Genomic DNA, 19,668 nt, shown 5'->3' with positions numbered 1-19,668 from the left:
GGAGGGATTAAGATGAAACGAATGTTGATACTATCACTATTCCTGACTCCACTGCTTTTAACGGCTTGTGGGACGGAAGAAGCACCGTCGGACACGAGTCAATCCGAGAACGTGACGACAACTACAAATGACGAGTGGCAGCGTGTGGGATCCGATGAAACGGTTTCTCATATTCACGGGGCTGGATTTTGGCAAGACGATAACCGTCCGGTCATTGCAACGCATGCCGGATTGATGGAATATCGTGAAGATGGCTGGTATACACTTCTGACGAATCGCCATGACTATATGGGATTCGAACTCGTCGAGGATGGTTTTTATGCAAGTGGTCATCCCGACCGACGTACCGACTTCCAAAATCCACTCGGTGTGTTATACGGGAAAGACCATGGCATGACATTAGACGTACGGGCACTGGAGGGAGAGGCAGACTTTCATTACATGAGTGCGGGTTATGCGACGGAAATGTTGTACGTCTACCTTGAGGAAGCGACGTCAGAGCTAGAACCTGGATTCTATCGTTCGGACGATGGCGGAAGATCGTTCGAGTCGATGCGAGGATCTGGGGTAGAGGGTGAGCAGGTGGCAGGGATTGTCGCCGACGCGACGGAAGCGGCGCGCGTCTTCCTGTATGGGCCGTCCGGCATCCTCGTTTCGAATGACTTTGGAGATTCGTTCGAGCCACTCGTTGAATCAGAAGAGGTGATTACGGTCGGAGCGGATGAGGGGCAGTTGGCATACGTACGACAGACAGATGGTTCTTTCGAAGGGGTTCGTTTCAATCTAGACGATGGGTCGACAGAGACGTTCAATCTTCCAGAGTTTCAAGCGGATGCTGTGCCGATCAAATTGGCGATCAAAGAGGAGCGCATGCTGCTCGTCACATCTAACAATAGCGTATATGAGCTCATAGACGAGAAGTGGCAGACACAACTTGATGCAGGTGAACTCGACTGACGAAAGACGCCTTTCCATTACTGGAGAGGCGTCTTTTTGCCGAGTGGTAGGGCGACGGTGAACGAGGTACCTGTTGTATCCGAAGATACCGTCAACGTCCCACCATGCCGTGTGACGATTTGCTTGGCGATGGCGAGTCCGAGTCCGCTTCCACCAGTTTGACGAGATCGTGATTTTTCAACACGGTATAGACGGTCGAAAATGTGTGGGAGATCTTCTTCAGGAATTCCCTTTCCGTCGTCAGTGATGGTCAAGACGAGATAAGCGTCTGAAGTAGTAGAATGAAGTGAAACATGTGTCGCCTCACTATGCTGAATCGCGTTGTGGGCAATGGACCGGAAGACCTGAAGCATGCGATGTCGATCCAATGTGAGCGTGATGTCTGCTTGTTCTATGTTCGGAGAAGCAGCGAACCGAATCGTCGTCATTCGGAACATCGTATCGAGCATTCGTCGTAAATCCTCACAAAACGTCGTGACAGACACTTCTTCTCGATGTAACAAGAACGTGTTTTCGTCGAGTTGAGCCAATTGAAACGCATTTTCCACCAGTTCTGTGAGCGAGCGACTCTCATCTAAGATTGTCTGGATGGATTGATTGCGTAGCGGTTCAGGTGTGCTTTCTTTCGAAGCGATCTCGGCATATCCCCTCAAATAAGTGAGAGGGGTCTTGATTTCATGTGAGAGATCGGACAAAAATTGATGTCGTTCGCGACGTAAGCGAGCCAACTCCACGGACATGGCCTCGATGGAGCGAGCCAACTCACCGATTTCGTCAACGCGATTCGTTGGTAGCTGTAGGTTATCGGGGTTCGTCAGTACGTTCTCGGTCGCTTGTTTCAGTGACTGAATTGGTTTCGAAATGAGGCGGCTCAGCAGGATGAAGGTCAGCACGGTCGTCACCAGTGCGATGGCCGTGATATACAGAAATCGCAACTGAAGGCGATGACTGATTCCATGAATGATCTCAGTCGGTAAAAACATGTAGACGTACCCATACCGTGTATTAAGATCATCCGTGATCGGCGTACGAACTCTTAAATACGGCTCGTTTTCCCAGTCGTCCTCTAGAACAGTCGTATCATCGAATGGACCTGTACGTCGTTTCGTTTCGACGGTATCGACTAGTACCTGTGGAAAAGAACGGGACGTTTGAAGAAGGTCATGTGCTGGGTCAGTGATGGCAACTTTTGTGTCCGTCTCACTTTCCATGGTAGCCACATGACCGATTGTCTCTTCGGAAAAGTTCATCGCCAATACATTCGCATGACTCTCAGCTCGTGATTCTAATCGATGGACTTCTTCTGTCACGCGTTCCCCAAGTAGTGTGTGGTAAAGGAGCAAGAATAAGACTCCTTCAATCAACAACGTAGACAACAGGAAGACGAGGCTGATTCGGAACGGTAAGCTGTTACGACTGCGTCTCATCCGGAACGCTCCTCGGTCCATCGATACCCACGTCCCCATACCGTCTTCAAATAATCATCGATTGGAAAGCCTGCGTCCCCTAACTTTTCTCGAATCATGCGTATGTGTGCATCGACTGTACGGGGGTCCGATTCGGCGGAATACGGCCAGACGAGGTCATACAAATCTAAACGATTGAACAAACGATTCGGGTGCTGAAGAAATAGCTTCAAGATGGCTGTTGCTTTTGGCGTCAGAATGATTTCCTGTTCTTCGTATAAGATGCGCCCGCTCTCTTCATCGTAACGGAGTGGACCGTATTGTAGGTTGACGACCCGACTTCTTCGAAGGACGGCTCGAATTCGAGCGAGCAACACATTTCCATCAAATGGCTTTGTGACGTAGTCATCCGCTCCGGCATCTAGTCCTTGAATGGTCGTCTCGTTGTCTGAACGTGCCGTCAACAAGACGACGGGTAATGCCGGATACATCGTTTTCAACTGACGACAAAGTGAGATGCCGTCCACTTCTGGCATCATAATATCTAAGAGGATGAGGTCCGGACGCGCTTCAATCTGATCGAGTGCGGAGCGGGCATCATTTGCCTCGATGCAAGCGTACCCATCGCTTTCAAGAAACAGACGAATCAAATGTCTCATTTTCTCTTCATCGTCTACAATGAGGATCTTCATCTCATATCCCTCCTTCCTTCATTATCGTTCCGCACGCTTCATGTGATTTCCTTCCGTGGCGAAAAGAGTCTGCAGTTGTTCGTGAGCGCTTGCAACGTCGCGACAGTAAATGACGGGTACTCTCGCATCAATCGGTCGATCTGTGACGATGGCCACTGCGCCATTTCGGATGGCGGCCCTCACTAAATCAACGCCACGTTCATTGATCGGGCGCTTGCATATATATAAAAACATTTTTTTAATTTTCTCTGGTGTCGTTCCGATGCCGCGAATTGTCATTTCTTCTGGGTGATCGAGATAGGACCAAGATAAAACAGAATCCAGTGTTGCCAGTACGTCACGCAATGTCAGCTCTTGCATCATCGTTCTCCTTCCTTGCATGGTCTCAATTTCACTAGTGTACCCGACGTTTGTGAAAAAGAAGTGAAACCCTCTTAGAACCTGGTCTGGCTTAGAAACACATAGGTTTGAGCCTGATACAAGTAGGAAAAAGTATTTTTACACGCATCACAAGAAAGGGTGAACAAGATGAAACAGTACGGTAAATTTGGAATCATGATTGCGGTCTCGACCTTCATTATGTATTGGCTCATGTATTTGAACGTCTTTCAATTCAATCATATCTTCTTTAGTCAGACGAGGTTGTACATGGCACTCATCATGGGATCGGTCATGGCGTTTGTCATGCTTCTCTTCATGTGGGGGATGTATAAGAATAAACCAGTTAACTTTATCATCCTTGGGGTCAGTGCCCTCGTCTTCAGTGCCTCGCTCTGGCTCGTTAGAAGCCAGACGACCGTCGATGATGTCAGTTGGATGAAAGCGATGATCCCTCACCACTCGATTGCCATTTTGACAAGTGAGCGCGCTGAAATTGAAGACCCACGTGTGAAAGAATTGTCTGAAGAAATCATCAAGGCACAGCGCCGTGAAATTGAAGAGATGAAACAGTTGATTCAAGATTTAGAGGATGAAGAAGAGAATGCAGAGGAAAATGAGGAATGACAGATATGCACAGTCGAAATCGGCTGTGTATTTTTTATACGTTGAAAAGGAAAAATAAAGAAAGTAAGTTAGAATTTGTTTTCCTTTATTTGAAATATAAATGACATATTTGTCGGTTCGTTTTGGTGGTAAAATTTTTTCAGTTAGATAATATAAAAAATAAAAATTTAAATACATAATTGAAAGGATTTACCACATCATGAAACGAAAGATACTCTCTCTTTTCTGTGCCGTTCTTCTCACAGTCGGAATCTTCACTCCGGCAGGTACTCCGGCTGAAGCAGCCACCACGTATTATGTCAAAGTCACGACCAACAGTTTAAACGTCCGTTCGGGCCCGGGCACGACGTATGCAATCGTCGGTAGCGCGAAGTTGGGACAGTCGTTCAAATATCTCGGCGTGAGCGGGGGATGGACAAAAATCAATTTCAACGGGACATCCCGCTACGTATCCAGTACATATGTGAAGAAGTACAGTGTCTCCACGCTTTCAACGACATCGACTGCGAAAATGATCATCCCAACAAAAGGGACGTTGACACAAAAGTATGGTCCCGCGAGTGGGCAGTACGGCTACACGTTCCATAACGGCATCGACTTGGCTGCTCCAAAAGGAACACCGGTCGTGTCAGCCGCTTATGGAAAAGTCATCGTTTCTCGGAATTATGGGGCTTACGGTAACCACGTCATGATGAGCCATCAGTTGAACGGCCAAACATACATCACAGTATATGCACACCTCGATCGTCTCAATGTCGTCACAGGACAGACGCTAGCAAAAGGTGCAACAATTGGAACGGTAGGGAATACCGGGAACTCGTTCGGGAATCACCTCCACTTCGAAGTGCATCGGAACAGCTATGTGTATAGCAGTTCATCTCCTGCCAACAGTATCAATCCGTATACGATGTTCTGACATAAAAGCACGCGCTCACCATAATTGGGGCGCGTGCTTTTTAGTTAATGCCACGTCGTTTGTTTGTTCCGCTCAATTTGGTTGGCAGCGATGAGGCTGATACCAAGGACGACACCGAACACCAATCCGAACAGGTTGTTGAAGAGTAACATGAGGATAATCCCGAAGACGAGACCGATACTCATGAGGCCAATCCGATCAAACATAGTGAATCCCCTTTTCTGTAATTGTGCACCTCAATGATTACCCGATTTTCAAAGAAAGAACACCGACGAAATGGACTGATTGATTCATTATACGTGTTTGGACGAACCAGGTTTCGTTTTGTAGAAACTATAGAGCACGCTAATCAAGATGACGAGAACGATGGTTCCAAGAGACATCCAAATCGGCATCTTGTATACATCCCCCAAAATCATCTTCGCCCCGATGAAGACGAGCATGAAGCTGAGACCGTGTTTCAAATAGTAGAAGCGGTCGATCAAGTTGGCGAGGACGAAGTAGAGACTACGAAGTCCGAGAATCGCCATGATGTTCGCATAGAAGATGATATACGGGTCACGTGAATACGCAAAACTTGCAGCGACTGAATCGACAGCGAAGACGATATCCGACAATTCGATGAAGATGAGCGCGATGAAGAGTGGCGTGAAGAACAACTTCCCGTTGATGCGCTTCGTGAATTTTCCAGATGAGATATCTTGTGTGATGGGAAGGCGTCGCTCGAGCCAACGAATCGTCTTGTTTTCTTCAAGTGACTCGTCTTTCCCGATATTCTTATACATCATCCATCCTGTATAAACGAGGAATGCTCCGAACACGTAGTAGACCCAACCGAAGTTTTCTAAAAGGGATACCCCAGCGACGATGAAGACGGCACGGAAGAAAATCGCTCCGAGAATCCCCCAGAACAGTACCTTATGTTGATACTTGAGTGGAATGGCGAAATAGGCGAAAACAAGTGAAAAGACGAAGACATTATCGATCGCGAGTGCCTTTTCGATAAAGTAGACGCTCGCATATTCCGTTGCGGCTGTACTTCCTTGCGTGAAGAACAACCATCCTCCGAATGCGATGGCAATCCCAATCCAGACAAACGTCCATGTCCACGCCTCGCGGAGCGAGACTTCGTGTGCTTTACGGTGGAACACCCCGAGGTCAAGTGCGAGCATGAAGATGACGATGAGTAAAAACCCGATGAGTAGGGTCAACAACAATTCCTCCTTTTTAAGGTCGTATGAACTTCTATATATTTAATTTAAGTTCATAAGAACTTAAAGTCAAGCATGAAATAAAAAAACCACTCGAAATGGAGTGGTCAATGTGTAGAGCGTCTTTTTAACACGATGCGAGCCGTCCAACCGACAACAGCGAGTATTGTGAATCCCAAAAACATATACATCACATGTGAATACATTTCGATGTACCCTAACCAAACTTGCCAATTCTCACCGACTACAACACCAATAAAAATAAGTACCGTATTCCAAATGAGCGTCCCGCATGTCGTCAACACGATAAATTGAAGGAACGGCATATTCGACATACCGGCTGGAATCGAAATCAAACTGCGTACGACGGGAACGAATCGGCCAAAGAATACTAATTTTGGACCGAATCGATCAAACCAGCGATCGGCCATTCGAACATCTTCTATTTTCAGATAAAGTCTTTTGCCGTAGCGGGTGATGAATGACTCGAGACGTTCTCGGTCCAGTAAAAGTCCAATCCCATAAAGGACGACGGCACCGAGGAGTGCTCCGACTGTTGCCACAACAATCATCCAAAGAGGATTGAGTGTGGTAGTTGTTGTGAAAAAACCGCCGAAAATTAAGATTAACTCGGATGGGATTGGGGGGAACACATTCTCAATAAAAATGAGAAGCATGACTCCGAAATAACCAAACTGTTCAATGACTTGTTGAATCCATTGCTCCATACCGTGATCGTCTCCTACCTAATTCATATTCTCCATCAACAATAAGTCGAATGACGACGATTTGGACATCCATCCTAAGATGTAAAGTGTTTTTAAACGATTTTTTTGATGTCACGAAAGATTAATTTCAAGGTCAAACTCACTTGAAAGTGATTATTCTTACATATATCGCAGAAGTGACCACAAATATACGGAGTGACTTCGATGCGTGATTTTCTGAACTACAAATTAAGTATGAAGAAACTAGGAATAAAAAAACTTATAAATAATCATATTCCTTTCACAAAAATCATTCGGATAAATCTGACAATTTAAGTTAAAAAATTTTTTGTGAAAAGTTATTTACAGTCATTTTGAATCGGCGTAACATCCATCTCATCAACTTCATACGTATTGTTGAAATCTTTTCGCCGAGTTCCGGAGACGGAAGCGGGGGACCCACTGTCCAATCTGGACTGGGGTGAATCCTCAAGTGAGGTAGGGCCAACCTAGGCAAGCCCGAATCCGACAGCTAACCTCGTAGGCGTTATTAGGGGGATCCGACTCATGCAGTGATATGCCACTGGAGCCGTTTCTTGCTCCTGTGGTTTTTTGTTCGTTTTAGATGTTAAATTAAGTTAAAAAATGAAAAAAGAGGTTATTAAAATGACTGATTTATTCGCAATCGCTTTACTGATTGGTTTAGTGGCGTCCATGAACGTGATGATTCGTTCGATTGACCGGATGCATTGGAATGAACAGGGGTGACGACATGTATATCGTGCTTTTGGCAATTGAAATTGGGTATCTCGCTTACTTAACCGTTGCATTACTAAAACCTGAAAAATTTTAAGGATAGAGGAGAATGACGAACGATGTGGGTTACATTCATCATCACATTGAGTCTGCTCATCGCAATCACGATGACAGCTAGTGCCTTTTTAGGCGGTTACGTCGGAAGACGATTTGTACCGATTCAAGAACGACCAAACTATGTAGGGAAAGCGCTCGAGACGAGGATCACACGTCGGATTCGAATAAATGAGCGTGAGAAACAATCATGGTTTGGCTACGCAAAAGATTTTTTGACACTCAATTTGCTATTCTTATTGATTGGTTATGTGTTGCTTCGCTTTCAAGGGGTGTTGCCCTTCAATCCGAACGGGGCCGTCAACTTAGACTGGCATCTAGCCTTCCATACGGTCATCAGTTTTATGACGAATACAGACCAACAGCACTATTCAGGTGAGGCACTCTCTCACTTATCACAGATGTTCGTCCTCTCGACACTCATGTTCGTGGCACCGACGATGGCATTTACGATGGCGTTGGCATTCATTCGAGGGATTCTCGGTAAGCCGATTGGTCAGTTCTATTTCGACTTTGTACGCGTCATCGTGTACGTGCTCTTACCAATCAGCCTATTCTTCGGTATGTGGTTGATTGCGTTTGGTGTCCCGCAAACCCTTAGTCCGAATGCTGTCGTCACGACGCTCGAAGGAGCGAGCCAAACGATTCAACGGGGACCGGTCGCATCGTTTGAGGTCATCAAACAGCTCGGGAATAACGGTGGGGGCTACTATGCGGTAAATGGTGCGCATCCATTTGAAAACCCAAGCAAGTGGACGAATTACATCCATCTTTTCTTGATGCTCTTATTACCGATGTCATTGCCGTTCATATACGGGTCGATGGCGAAGAAACGAAAACAAGGATTCCTTTACTTTGGTGTCATGCTTTTCTTGTTCGTCATTGGAACAGTATTCATGTACGCCACGTTGTATGCGAACCCGTCTTTACATGGACAAGAGATGCGCTTCGGGGGAATTGGTACAGCGCTTTACGGCGCGGTGACGACAGCTGCGGAGACCGGTGCTGTCAATGCGATGCACGACTCGCTTCCATCTCTTAGCGGAATCATCTTGATGGGAAATATGATGCTGAACGTTGTTTTCGGTGGGGTCGGTGCCGGTTTCATGAACTTGATGATGTATGTGATCATCACCATTTTTGTCGCGGCCCTCTTGATTGGACAGACGCCAAGCGTGCTCGGCAAGAAAATCGAGGGCCGCGAGATGAAACTTGTCGCGTTAACGCTTCTTGTCTCGCCACTCCTTATTTTAGGATTTACGGCTTTGGCGCTCGTTGTACAGCCAGGACAAGACGCCATCACGAATGCGGGACCTCACGGGATTTCACAAATCTTGTATGAGTATACATCCGCTGTCGCCAACAACGGATCCGGATACGAAGGGTTGTTGGATGCGAAGCCGTTTTGGAATGTCACGGCAGGCTTTGCGATGTTCTTCGGTCGATATATCCCGCTTTTATTCATGATTGCACTGGCAGGCAGTCTCCAAATGAAACCATATGTAACAGAGGATGGGGCTCTTCGGACCGACACGCCGCTATTTACATCACTTCTGTTCGGTGTGATTGTCATTGTCGGTGCCTTGACCTTTTTACCAGTATTGTTGCTTGGACCATTCGCCGAATGGCTCATGATACGTTGAATATAGGAGAGAATAGAAGATGAATGAACTAGAAAAACAGACTCGCCGTTTTGACACGAGCTTGATTGTTCCTGCCATGTGGGACGGAGTCAAAAAACTAGATCCACGAATGATGGTAAAACAACCGGTCATGTTCCTCGTATGGGGTGGGTTTTTATTATCACTCGTCTATACCATCATGTCAGATGAGATGCGAGGTTTTCACTTGGCAGTGACGCTCATTTTGCTCGTCACGCTATGGTTCGCCAATTTTGCCGAAGCGATTGCAGAAGGACGGGGCAAGGCGCAGGCAGCAACCCTTCGAGCCTCAAAGAATGATGTGATGGCACGCCGAATTATGAAAGAAGGGATAGAGGAAGTCGCTTCGTCGCTCCTCCGAAAAGGAGACCGTGTCGAAGTGCGCGCCGGAGATTATGTACCGGGAGATGGCGAAATCATCGCCGGATTGGCGTCGATTGATGAGTCGGCGATTACAGGAGAATCCGCACCGGTCATCAAAGAGTCGGGCGGAGACTTCTCTTCCGTCATCGGAGGAACGCTTGTCGTCAGTGACCGAATTGAGGTCGAGATTACAAGCAATCCGGGCGAATCGTTCCTCGACCAGATGATTACCCTTGTCGAGGGGGCGAAGCGCCAAAAGACACCAAACGAAATCGCACTTTCGCTGTTGCTCGTCTCGCTCAGTATGATTTTCTTACTCGTCGTGTTGACACTCCCTGCGTTTACGAGCTATCTCGGGTTTCAATTGTCACCACCCATCTTAATTGCACTTCTCGTTTGTCTCATTCCGACAACGATCGGTGGACTCTTATCAGCTATCGGGATTGCCGGGATGGACCGGGTCACGCGATTCAATGTCATTGCGATGAGTGGGAAAGCCGTCGAGGCAGCCGGGGACATTCGAACCATCATTTTAGACAAGACGGGGACCATCACGTTCGGAAACCGGATGGCGTTTGAAGTCGTCCCAGTAGAAGGTGTCACAGCTTCACAAGCGCTTGGAGTCGCCGTGTTGACATCGCTTGAAGACGAGACGCCGGAAGGCCGATCGGTATTGACGCTCGCGAAAGAACGCTGGGGAGAACTAGATGAGTCACCGAAACAAGATGCAGTCATCATTCCATTTAAAGCAGAAACACGTATGTCGGGACTCGACTTGGCAGACGGTCGATGCGTCCGAAAAGGTGCAGCGTCCGCCATCATGGACTGGGTGAGTGCTCAAGGTGGAATGATTCCGAGCGACTTACAGGAGCAAGTCGATGCGATTTCACAAGAAGGGGGGACACCGCTCGTCATCTCAGAAGATGCTCGTATCCTCGGCGTCATTCATTTGAAAGATACGGTGAAACCAGGCATGCGTGAACGTTTTGATCGTTTGCGTCAAATGGGAATCAAGACCATCATGTGCACGGGAGATAATCCGTTGACGGCCGCGACGATTGCACATGAAGCCGGTGTTGATGAATTCGTAGCGGAGTGTAAACCAGAAGACAAGATTCGCGTCATCAAAGCCGAACAAAAAGCAGGTCACCTTGTCGCCATGACAGGAGACGGGACGAATGATGCCCCGGCAATTGCGCAGGCAGACGTCGGTCTCGCCATGAACTCGGGGACACAGGCCGCGAAAGAAGCGGCGAATATGATTGATTTAGATTCGGATCCGACCAAAATCATTGAAGTGGTCGAAATCGGTAAGCAGTTACTGATGACACGCGGGGCTTTGACGACGTTCTCGATTGCGAACGATGTGGCCAAATACTTCGCCATCTTGCCGGCTATGTTCGTCGCTTTTATCCCAGAGATGGATTGGTTGAACGTGATGCGTCTCGGCTCACCTGAGTCAGCCATCTTGGCCGCGCTCCTCTTTAACGCCTTGATTATTCCACTTCTTATTCCGGTTGCAATGAAAGGGGTTCGTTACGACCCGGTCGGTCCCGAGAAGTTGTTACGTCGAAATTTACTCGTTTATGGTGTCGGTGGTGTGATTGTCCCGTTTTTGGGAATCAAAGCGCTCGACATCGTCTTAAACTTATTCATGTGAGGTGGACCGAATGTCTTCTATAAAACAAGCAGGTATCGTCGTCAGTTTGACGATGATCTTATGCGGTGTGGCTTATCCACTCGCTTTAACAGTAGCAGGTCAGGCACTATTTCCGAGTCAAGCTGAAGGTAGTTTGATTGAACGCGATGGTGAACAGATTGGATCAAAGTGGATCGCGCAACCTTTCGTTTCGGAAGATTACTTCCACGGCCGACCAACGGCAGTCGATCAACTTACTGGTCAATCGGGCGGCGATAACATGGCAGAAAGTAATCCAGACCGTCCGAAACACGATCCCGAACTTCCGGGAGCGATTGAGACATCCGGATCTGGACTGGATCCGCATATCTCGATGGAACATGCGATGTCACAAGTCGATCGTATCAGCGATGCACGTTCGATGGCGACGGCTGAAGTCGAAGCCGTCATTCAAAACACGGCTGACGGTGAATCGTACGTCAATGTCTTGATGATGAATCTTGCACTCGATGAGTTGAACTGATGCGAGGTAAACTTCGACTTTATATCGGAGCCGCACCGGGTGTTGGTAAAACGTATAAAATGTTGGCAGACGCAAGAGCCCGACAGCAAGAAGGGGTCTCGGTCATCATTGGATTGATTGAGACACATGGACGGAGAGAAACAGAGGCGATGATTGGCGATTTGCCAATCGTCCCTCTTCTTTCGCTATTTTATAAAGGACACGAACTGAAAGAGTTAGACGTCGAGACCATCTTATTGCTTCATCCTGATATCGTCCTCGTTGATGAGTTGGCTCATACGAATGCCCCAGGCTCAGTGCGGGCAAAGCGATACCAGGACGTGCAGGTGTTGTTAGAGAACGGAATCGATGTATATGCGGCCGTGAATATTCAGCATTTTGAGAGTCTACTGTTGACCGTGAAAGGCATCACCGGCGTAGAGGTAAGAGAACGGATTCCAGATCTGTTCCTCAATCAGGCTGATGAAATTCTGCTCGTCGATGTGACACCGCAGACGTTACAAGAGCGGATGAGACAAGGGAAGATTTATCGACCGGACAAAATTGAACAAAGTCTGTCGTCATTTTTTACGCTGACCAATCTATCGAGTCTGCGTGAGATTGCGCTTCGACAAGTAGCGGATGAAGTCGATGATCAAGTCTATCGAACCCGAAAAAATGTGGTGTCTGATCCGACGCTCCTCCAAGAGCGGATCATGGTCTGTATTCAGCTCAATGACAATGCGAGACATTTGATTTATCGAGGATTTCGCATGGCAAGTCGACTCAAAGCGAAACTTTATATCTTGTCTGTCCTCCATGGTGAGGAGAGAAAATTGACACCTGAGCAGACTGCCATTCTAAAAGAAGTTCGAGAGCAAGGTGCATCATTCCAGGCAGAAGTGATTGTCTTGAATGTACCGAGGAAAGAACTAACGAAGAGTTTAACGACTGCGGCACGAGAAAAACGCATTACCCAATTGATTCTTGGACAATCAGCACGGACACGCTGGCAAGAAGTCATGCGCGGGTCGATTGTGAATGTCATCATGCGGGAATTGAAGCAGGTGGACATCCATATCGTCTCGGATCAAACGTGACAGGTGTGACGGGTCGTATGAACGGGAAGAGTGAATCATGCGAACAAAGGAGGGGTTTTATGAAATATTTAGTCACAGGAGCAACGGGGAAACTCGGCTCGAAAATTGTAGAGCAACTACTCAAGTCGATTGATGCGAGTGAGCTCGCTGTCAGTGTACGGAATCCGGAGAAGGCGGCGTCACTCAAAGAACGTGGCGTTGATGTGCGACACGGTGATTTTGATCAGCCGGACACACTCGATGAAGCGTTCAAAGGTGTCGAGCGTCTATTGATCATCTCGGCAGATGGCGATAACGATACGCGCATTCGTCAACATACGAACGCGGTCGAGGCAGCGAAACGGGCAGGTGTCTCATTCATTGCCTACACGAGTCTCGCTGATGCGACAGACAGTGAAAACTTGATGGCACCCCCACATGTCGTCACAGAGGAAGCGATTGTCGAGTCCGGTATTCCGTATGCGTTCTTACGAAACAACTGGTACTTAGAGAACGAGTTATCAAGCATTCAAGCGGTGATTGACGGGGCACCATGGATCACGGCGGCTCGAGATGGGAAAGTCGGATGGGCACTGCAACAAGATTACGCGGAAGCCGCTGCGAATGTACTGTTGAAAGAACAACAGGACAATGCGGTCTATGAACTATCAGGACCACTTCATACCCAGCAAGATCTTGTAGACGCGCTCAGTGAAGTGTTAGGTCGTGAAGTGATGATGCAGGAGTTGAGTCTCGAGGCGTATGAAGAGACGATGCGCGGGGCTGGATTGCCGGAAGAAGTCGTTGCGATTCTTGCGGGGATTCAAAGAAGTATTCGCCAGGGTACGCTTGAAATTCATGAGAGTGACTTCGAACCGGTTCTCGGACGCCCGGTCACACCTCTTCAAGACGGAATTCGTCAATTGCTCGACCGATAAGGAAAATGCCCTCGACCACTTGGTCGAGGGCATTTGCGTTAGGCGCGAGTAGCGTGATCCTCGAGTTGAGTCGTCACGTCTTCAAGTGAATTCGCTGTTAGAGCGAGACGGTCCGACATCGAACTGAGTTCTTTTTGGATGGCGACTTGCTCTTCCGTCGCTGCGGCAACATGGTGAATCTGTTGTTGGAGTTCATTCGCCGCATATTTCGTCGACTCAAGACGTGTTTCGAGTGCCTCCATCTGTGTCGTGACCCGTTGGCGTGTTTCTTGAATCGAAGCGATTTGTTCGTCGATTTCTGAAACATCTTCTGTAAGACGATCAAACACCGCCGTCACATCGTTCGTGACCGTTTGACAGTTTTCGGTCGCTTGTTTGAAAAGATGCGCTGATTTGGATACGATAGTCGTATCTTCCATCAATCCACCGAGGACGCGGGTCATCTCGGATGCATATTCACGCGATTGGACAGCGAGTTTCCCGACTTCGGAGGCGACGACGGCGAACCCTCGTCCAGCCTCACCAGCACGAGCCGCTTCAATGGATGCGTTCAAGGCGAGCATATTCGTCTGCTCACTGATGGAACCGACTTGTTGCAAAATTCCTTGGATTTCGGTTGAACGATTCGACATCGTCGCGACAATTCGGTCGAGCTGTTCCGACTCGGTGATGATTTCTTGTACTTTTGCTTCCATCAGTCGCATGTCTTTGTTCCCGGCAAGGGCATCTTTGGCGATACGCGAGGACGCTGCGGCCGTCTGAGCCATTCGTTCTTGAATGAGCGCCGTTAAAGAACGGATTGAGTGAATTTCATCTGCCCCTTGTACCATGGATTCCTGTTGGGATGAAGCATGTGCCACAATCGGGTCGACCGTGACAGCGATTTGCTCACCTGATTCGAGTGACTGGTTAGCAGCGGACTCAAGCTCTTCGGCGTGACTGTTCAAAGATTGAACGAGGGCGCTGACATCATGAATCGCTTGTTGTAACAACTGTCGCGTTTCTTGCTCCTGTGCCTCGACACGTTCCGTCTCTTTGTTACGGAAGTGGATTTGCGTGACAAGCACGACGCTGAGAAGAATCAAATATACGGCATGGACGAGTAGTAAACTGAACGGATAGTCGCTCGTCCCACAAATCATCTCAGGAATGAAAAAGTATCCGACTAGATGTTGCACAGCAAAAATTCCCGCACTATACAAAATCAAATCGATTCGACGCATGAACGACAAAATCGCCAAGACGACAAAAATCGAGAAATGATACTCAACGAGTCCTTGTCCTCCAGCGACAGTCGAGATGCTTGCGAAGGTGAGTGTTAGCATCATCCAATAGGAAAAAGCTAGAGATTCTCGCTTCGAGGTGACGACCATCATCCCAAAGAAGACGATTGGAAGGGCGAACAAGACCCACGTCACGCCGGAGTATACATAACCGTCCGCACCGTTTCGTAGGATCGTATATACATAGGCAAAGTCCGTGAAACGATGTAGCAAATGGACAACAATCGACGTCATCACAATCAATAACGTCGTCAACAACATCAACTGATTTCTTTTGATCAAACTCATCATTCTTTCCTCACATTCTCGTGTTCATTTGTTGTAGCTCTATACATATCGGATGAAGTTGACGGAAGTTAATATAGATTGCACATTCAACGCATAAAAAAAGAGCATATAGCTCCTTTACATAAATTCTTAATTTAAGCCTAACCACTTTTTCACCGGTTCCCGGAAGATATACGTCACGACAATCAAGCCGACGAAGACGAGCGCGGCGATGAAAATCGTAGTGACACTGCCTGAGGCGAGGCTCGCCCCGAGGAAGCTGTAGGCGAACGTACCTGGAATCATGCCGAGCACGGTCGCCGGTACGAAGGCACGGAAGCGAACACGTGAGATTCCGCCGGCATAACTGAGTAAGTCGAAACTGACGAGCGGGATGAGCCGGAGGACAAATACATATAAAAAGCCACGACGCTCCATTTGAGTGAACAGTTTCTCTGACCATGGATAGCGGTCGACATTGATGACCGATCGACCGAAAAAGCGTCCCATCACGTACCCGGTCGTCGCGGCAGCAGTCGCGCCGATGATGATATAGAGGACACCTGGCCACACGCCGAATGCGAGTCCGGCTCCAAGTGACAGCACGGATGTTGGTAAAAATGCGACCGGACCGATGGCATAAAGGAAAATAAAGAAGAGTGGTCCCCAAAATCCGAATGACAAGACGATGTCCCGGATGTCAGACGGACGCAACTCATAGTGGAAATGGGTGATATAGAACAACGTGCCGAACACGAATAAAAATAGAGTGATTTTTAGCCAACGTGGCATGAGGCGTCCCTCCTTTTTTCTAAGCATACCGTATACTCGGCTCTAGAAAGAAAACGGATGTGCGAAAAAACCGAAGCGTTAGCCTCGGCTTCCTTCATAACGCTGAATCCATTCCTCGACAGTCATCTTCTCGACGAGTTCCCCAACTAAGTCAAACGGGATTCGCTTCACATTATTGAAACGAATACAGCTTTTCCCCATATCCAGTTTCGTCGGGACACGACTCGCATACTCTCGTTCGAACCAGGCGAGTAATTCAGGGTCGGCGTAAATCCCCATATGATAGAGTCCGACATGACGCTTTTGTGCGATCACGCTGATAAAGGGAAGTGGTGTACCGGGTGTGACATGATATCCGGACGGATAGCGGTCAAGCGGTACGACATAATGGATGCCATGTCCGTCTGTCGTCTTTTCATATCCGTCAGGTAAATGATCATCGATAACTTCAATCAGATGAATAAATGAATCGAGTCGTTCCTCGTCGACGAGTGTCGTCACGTCCATCATGATTCGCCTCCTCTTAAAATTTTCTCCATTTTCTTTCCTTTTGCCAACTCATCGATGAGTTTGTCCAAATAACGGATCTCACGCATGAGCGGTTCTTCCACGTTCTCGACGCGGACCCCACAGACGACGCCTTTGATGAGGGTGCGGTCTTCGTTGAGACGAGGTGCGGCAGAGAAGAATGTGTCAAAATCAACCCCATCAGCAATTTGACGCTCGAGTCCGAATTCATCATACCCGGTCAACCACTCAATGATGGTGTCGACTTCTTCTTTCGTGCGTCCTTTCCGTTCCGCTTTGGCGACGTAGTGTGGATAGACGCTCGCAAAGCTCGTCGTGTAAATGCGGTGACCCATTGCGCACTCATCTCCTTCTTCATAAAGAATTCTCTTCTTTCATTCTCTCACAAAATCAAGTATGCTTATATCAAATATTTTTGTTGCATTTACAATAAAAAGGAGGTGTCTCAGGATGCATGACCATTTACGAGAGATTGGGATGATTGCACGTGCCCTCGATTCAATCAGCAACATTGAATTTAAGGCACTCGGTTTAGAAAAAGGAAAGTACTTATACGTCGTCAGGATTTTTGAACACCCAGGTATCATTCAAGAGCGGCTGGCAGAGTTGATTAAGGTAGATCGGACGACCGCCGCACGTGCCATCAAGAAACTGGAGCAAGAGGGATGGGTTGAGAGACGGTCAGATTTAGAGAACCAGAAAATCAAACGGTTATACGTGACGCAGAAGGGCGAGGCATTGTACCCGCTCATCATTCGGGAACATGAATATTCTACATCGGTCGCGTTATCAGGACTCGACGAGCAAGAAAGTGAAGAGTTGTTACGCCTCTTGAAAAAAGTACGAAGCAATGTGGAGATAGATTGGGCCGAAGTGAAGAAAGGCAAGCATCGAGAATACTGAGAGGAGCGAGACCACATGATTGAAATCTCGAAGGTGACAGACGTAAAAGCCTTACGTCACATTAGCATCCAGACATTTACGGAGACGTTCGCACGTCACAACACAGAGGAGCATTTGAACGCTTACTTAGAAAAAGCGTACGCGACTGAGCAGTTGAAGCGAGAGTTGGCACACCCTGACTCTCATTTCTACTTTGCGCACGTAGATGGCGAGTTGGCAGGGTATTTGAAAGTGAACGTACGCGATGCTCAATCTGAACCGATGGGCGCCGATACGATTGAAATCGAACGGATTTACGTATTCGAAGCGTTTCAAGGTCACGGGGTGGGGAAAGCGTTATTTACTAAGGCGACTGAATTGGCGAAGGAGCTACACAAGCGAAAGATGTGGCTCGGCGTATGGGAACGTAATGAGAGAGCGATTCGATTCTATCGACGAAACGGGTTCGAACAGACGGGGGTGCACACCTTTTTCATGGGGGAAGATGCACAAAACGACCTCATTTTTATGAGGTCGTTCACGGACTAGAGCCATTCTGACAAGTGATTCAAGTTTGGATAGACGGCATCTGGTTTAACATCGAACTCCTCGAACGGTAAGTCGTTCCGATTGATCCATGCCGCGTGGAAACCAAAGTTTTTCGCCCCGGCGATGTCCCAGCCGTTTGACGATAAGAAGAGCACCTCGTCACGACGAAGACCGGACGTCTTGAACCAGTGCATGTAGGCGGCAGGCGTCGGTTTCGGTTGTTTGATGCCGTCGACGCTGACAACCTCATCGAAAGAATCGGTGAGACCGGCGTTGTGAAGCAGTGCCTCAAGCATCTCGTCCGTTCCGTTTGAGAGAATGACCGTCTTTACGTCATGCAACTGTTTGAGGACCGACTCGACCTCTTCATACGGGGTGAGGTGCGCATACGATGCGATCAGACGTTGTTCGATTTCCTCCGTCGATGTTGCGTCATGGACGGCTAAAGCGTAACGGAGTGCTTCCCGGGTCACTTTATCGAAATCTTCATAACGTCCCATCATGTGGCGCCAAAAGAAATACTCGAGTTGTTTCGTCCGCCATACTTGGCTGATGGCAACTCCTTTTTCAGGGAACTCTTGTTCACAGACATCCTTCACCGAATGGACGTCGAATAATGTGCCATATACGTCAAAGACGATGGCTTTGATAGGTTGTTTCATAAAAACATTCCTCCTTCTGTGTCGTTATACCCGACTTGATCAGAATATAATAGGAGAAAGGGGGTCCGGCATGTATATTCCAAATCAATATTCCGTCAAAGAGCGAGCTGAGATTTACGCATTTCTCCATGCCCATCCGTTCGGTACGATCGTGACGCATGATGGGGACAAACCGATTGCGACACATGTCCCGTTACGATTCGATGAGGCGAACAGTCAGCTGACGACGCATATTGCGAAAGCGAATCCGCAGTGGCGAACGATTGAAAATCAAACCGTTCTCGTCATGTTTCAAGGACCAAACGCTTACGTGTCGGCGTCCTGGTACGGCCATGAGGACGTTTCGACATGGAACTACCAAGCCGTACACGTGTACGGACGTGCGACGATTCTCAATGAGAAAGAATTAGTGGAGGAACTTTCAGGATTGCTCCATGAGCATGAAGGGGAACGCGAGCATGCGGTACGTTGGGAGACGTTATCGGAACCAGTGAAGCGACAAATGAACGGCGTCGTCGGGTTCCGGATTGATATCACCGACATGCAGGCGACGTTCAAGTTAAGTCAAAACCGAAACGACGTGGACCATGAACGGATCGTTTCGGAGCTTGAAAAACAAGATAAACCGATTGCTGACGTCATGCGACGGCATCGAAAGCCCTAAGCAACCTGTCCTAAAACGGCAGGTTTTTTCATATTTCTTTACCGAATAGCGGTTGACATGACTTAAGAGCAGGTCTATACTCATAAATGATAATG

Annotated in this window: 23 protein-coding genes and 1 riboswitch; of the genes, 12 read left to right on the top strand and 11 right to left on the bottom strand. The window is 47.9% G+C overall.

Annotated elements, in window-relative coordinates:
- The first annotated feature begins 12 nt into the window (after nucleotides 1–12).
- Nucleotides 13–957 carry a F510_1955 family glycosylhydrolase gene (locus KNO65_RS09195; protein WP_214783574.1) on the top strand — a complete coding sequence of 315 codons (945 nt, stop codon included), beginning with the start codon at nucleotides 13–15 and terminating at the stop codon, nucleotides 955–957.
- Nucleotides 958–974: 17 nt separating this feature from the next.
- Here the strand turns inward: KNO65_RS09195 and KNO65_RS09190 are convergent, their stop codons facing one another.
- Genes KNO65_RS09190 through KNO65_RS09180 form a run of 3 tightly spaced genes read right to left on the bottom strand, consistent with a single transcriptional unit; the run spans nucleotide 975 to nucleotide 3,418 of the window.
- Entirely contained in the window at nucleotides 975–2,384 is a 1,410-nt protein-coding gene (locus KNO65_RS09190) for a sensor histidine kinase (protein ID WP_214783571.1), read from the bottom strand.
- Complete coding sequence (locus tag KNO65_RS09185) at nucleotides 2,381–3,055, bottom strand: response regulator transcription factor (RefSeq protein WP_214783568.1); 675 nt, start codon at nucleotides 3,053–3,055, stop codon at nucleotides 2,381–2,383. The genes KNO65_RS09190 and KNO65_RS09185 overlap by 4 nt, the downstream gene beginning before the upstream one ends.
- Nucleotides 3,056–3,076: 21 nt before the next feature.
- Nucleotides 3,077–3,418 (bottom strand): hypothetical protein, encoded by a 342-nt coding sequence (locus tag KNO65_RS09180; RefSeq protein ID WP_214783565.1) that lies wholly within the window; start codon nucleotides 3,416–3,418, stop codon nucleotides 3,077–3,079.
- Between the two features lie 165 nt (nucleotides 3,419–3,583).
- On the opposite strand from KNO65_RS09180, the gene KNO65_RS09175 reads away from it, so the two are divergent.
- Together KNO65_RS09175 and KNO65_RS09170 are read left to right on the top strand one after the other, a co-directional pair.
- The gene (locus KNO65_RS09175; RefSeq protein WP_214783562.1) at nucleotides 3,584–4,060 is read left to right on the top strand and encodes a DUF305 domain-containing protein; all 477 of its coding nucleotides are present in this window, start codon (nucleotides 3,584–3,586) and stop codon (nucleotides 4,058–4,060) included.
- Between the two features lie 199 nt (nucleotides 4,061–4,259).
- Complete coding sequence (locus KNO65_RS09170) at nucleotides 4,260–4,976, top strand: peptidoglycan DD-metalloendopeptidase family protein (RefSeq protein WP_214783559.1); 717 nt, start codon at nucleotides 4,260–4,262, stop codon at nucleotides 4,974–4,976.
- Between the two features lie 44 nt (nucleotides 4,977–5,020).
- Here KNO65_RS09170 and KNO65_RS09165 read toward each other — a convergent pair whose 3' ends face one another.
- From KNO65_RS09165 to KNO65_RS09155, 3 genes are all read right to left on the bottom strand, one after another.
- Complete coding sequence (locus KNO65_RS09165; RefSeq protein ID WP_214779715.1) at nucleotides 5,021–5,182, bottom strand: hypothetical protein; 162 nt, start codon at nucleotides 5,180–5,182, stop codon at nucleotides 5,021–5,023.
- 87 nt (nucleotides 5,183–5,269) lie between these two features.
- A complete protein-coding gene (locus tag KNO65_RS09160) occupies nucleotides 5,270–6,187 on the bottom strand; it encodes a TerC family protein (RefSeq protein ID WP_031422317.1) in 918 nt (305 codons plus the stop codon).
- 107 nt (nucleotides 6,188–6,294) lie between these two features.
- Complete coding sequence (locus tag KNO65_RS09155; RefSeq protein WP_214783556.1) at nucleotides 6,295–6,915, bottom strand: DedA family protein; 621 nt, start codon at nucleotides 6,913–6,915, stop codon at nucleotides 6,295–6,297.
- 398 nt (nucleotides 6,916–7,313) lie between these two features.
- Nucleotides 7,314–7,456, top strand: a riboswitch (cyclic di-AMP (ydaO/yuaA leader).
- Nucleotides 7,457–7,648: 192 nt separating this feature from the next.
- Between KNO65_RS09155 and KNO65_RS15850 the strand changes: the two genes are divergently transcribed.
- From KNO65_RS15850 to KNO65_RS09125, 6 genes are read left to right on the top strand one after another with little or no spacing between them, the layout of a single operon-like run.
- Nucleotides 7,649–7,747, top strand: a complete 99-nt coding sequence (locus KNO65_RS15850; protein WP_214783553.1) for a potassium-transporting ATPase subunit F — start codon at nucleotides 7,649–7,651, stop codon at nucleotides 7,745–7,747.
- Between the two features lie 22 nt (nucleotides 7,748–7,769).
- Nucleotides 7,770–9,407 (top strand): potassium-transporting ATPase subunit KdpA, encoded by a 1,638-nt coding sequence (gene kdpA / locus KNO65_RS09145; protein ID WP_214783550.1) that lies wholly within the window; start codon nucleotides 7,770–7,772, stop codon nucleotides 9,405–9,407.
- 19 nt (nucleotides 9,408–9,426) lie between these two features.
- Nucleotides 9,427–11,448 carry a potassium-transporting ATPase subunit KdpB gene (gene kdpB, locus KNO65_RS09140; RefSeq protein ID WP_214783547.1) on the top strand — a complete coding sequence of 674 codons (2,022 nt, stop codon included), beginning with the start codon at nucleotides 9,427–9,429 and terminating at the stop codon, nucleotides 11,446–11,448.
- Between the two features lie 10 nt (nucleotides 11,449–11,458).
- Nucleotides 11,459–11,950: a potassium-transporting ATPase subunit C gene (locus tag KNO65_RS09135; RefSeq protein WP_214783544.1), complete on the top strand. Its 492-nt coding sequence runs from the start codon at nucleotides 11,459–11,461 to the stop codon at nucleotides 11,948–11,950.
- Nucleotides 11,950–13,029 carry a universal stress protein gene (locus KNO65_RS09130; RefSeq protein WP_214783541.1) on the top strand — a complete coding sequence of 360 codons (1,080 nt, stop codon included), beginning with the start codon at nucleotides 11,950–11,952 and terminating at the stop codon, nucleotides 13,027–13,029. Before KNO65_RS09135 ends, KNO65_RS09130 begins: the two co-directional genes overlap by 1 nt.
- A gap of 59 nt (nucleotides 13,030–13,088) precedes the next feature.
- On the top strand, nucleotides 13,089–13,946 hold the full coding sequence (locus tag KNO65_RS09125; RefSeq protein WP_214783538.1) for an SDR family oxidoreductase: 858 nt from the start codon (nucleotides 13,089–13,091) through the stop codon (nucleotides 13,944–13,946).
- Between the two features lie 38 nt (nucleotides 13,947–13,984).
- On the opposite strand, the gene KNO65_RS09120 is transcribed toward KNO65_RS09125, so the two are convergent.
- The 4 genes from KNO65_RS09120 to KNO65_RS09105 form a co-directional block, all read right to left on the bottom strand.
- Nucleotides 13,985–15,517: a methyl-accepting chemotaxis protein gene (locus KNO65_RS09120; protein WP_214783535.1), complete on the bottom strand. Its 1,533-nt coding sequence runs from the start codon at nucleotides 15,515–15,517 to the stop codon at nucleotides 13,985–13,987.
- A 129-nt stretch (nucleotides 15,518–15,646) separates the two neighbouring features.
- On the bottom strand, nucleotides 15,647–16,288 hold the full coding sequence (locus KNO65_RS09115) for a TVP38/TMEM64 family protein (protein WP_214783532.1): 642 nt from the start codon (nucleotides 16,286–16,288) through the stop codon (nucleotides 15,647–15,649).
- A gap of 78 nt (nucleotides 16,289–16,366) precedes the next feature.
- On the bottom strand, nucleotides 16,367–16,798 hold the full coding sequence (locus KNO65_RS09110; RefSeq protein ID WP_214783529.1) for a DUF1801 domain-containing protein: 432 nt from the start codon (nucleotides 16,796–16,798) through the stop codon (nucleotides 16,367–16,369).
- The gene (locus KNO65_RS09105) at nucleotides 16,795–17,151 is read right to left on the bottom strand and encodes a DUF2200 domain-containing protein (RefSeq protein ID WP_214774445.1); all 357 of its coding nucleotides are present in this window, start codon (nucleotides 17,149–17,151) and stop codon (nucleotides 16,795–16,797) included. Before KNO65_RS09105 ends, KNO65_RS09110 begins: the two co-directional genes overlap by 4 nt.
- 115 nt (nucleotides 17,152–17,266) lie before the next feature.
- Here KNO65_RS09105 and KNO65_RS09100 point away from each other — a divergent pair, with 115 nt between their 5' ends.
- Nucleotides 17,267–17,719, top strand: a complete 453-nt coding sequence (locus KNO65_RS09100) for a MarR family winged helix-turn-helix transcriptional regulator (RefSeq protein WP_214783526.1) — start codon at nucleotides 17,267–17,269, stop codon at nucleotides 17,717–17,719.
- 15 nt (nucleotides 17,720–17,734) lie between these two features.
- Nucleotides 17,735–18,247 carry a GNAT family N-acetyltransferase gene (locus tag KNO65_RS09095; RefSeq protein WP_214783522.1) on the top strand — a complete coding sequence of 171 codons (513 nt, stop codon included), beginning with the start codon at nucleotides 17,735–17,737 and terminating at the stop codon, nucleotides 18,245–18,247.
- Here KNO65_RS09095 and KNO65_RS09090 read toward each other — a convergent pair.
- Nucleotides 18,244–18,909 carry a haloacid dehalogenase type II gene (locus KNO65_RS09090; protein WP_214783519.1) on the bottom strand — a complete coding sequence of 222 codons (666 nt, stop codon included), beginning with the start codon at nucleotides 18,907–18,909 and terminating at the stop codon, nucleotides 18,244–18,246. The two genes, KNO65_RS09095 and KNO65_RS09090, sit on opposite strands and share 4 nt — an antisense overlap.
- 70 nt (nucleotides 18,910–18,979) lie before the next feature.
- Between KNO65_RS09090 and KNO65_RS09085 the strand changes: the two genes are divergently transcribed.
- Nucleotides 18,980–19,573, top strand: coding sequence for an FMN-binding negative transcriptional regulator (locus KNO65_RS09085; RefSeq protein ID WP_214783517.1), 594 nt, complete (start codon nucleotides 18,980–18,982; stop codon nucleotides 19,571–19,573).
- The last annotated feature ends 95 nt before the right edge of the window (nucleotides 19,574–19,668 follow it).

The organism is Exiguobacterium sp. S3 (genome assembly GCF_018617295.1).
Classification (GTDB): Bacteria; Bacillota; Bacilli; order Exiguobacteriales; family Exiguobacteriaceae; genus Exiguobacterium; species Exiguobacterium profundum.
Note: the sequence above shows the minus strand (reverse complement) of the source record. Positions and strands in the feature narration are given on the sequence as shown.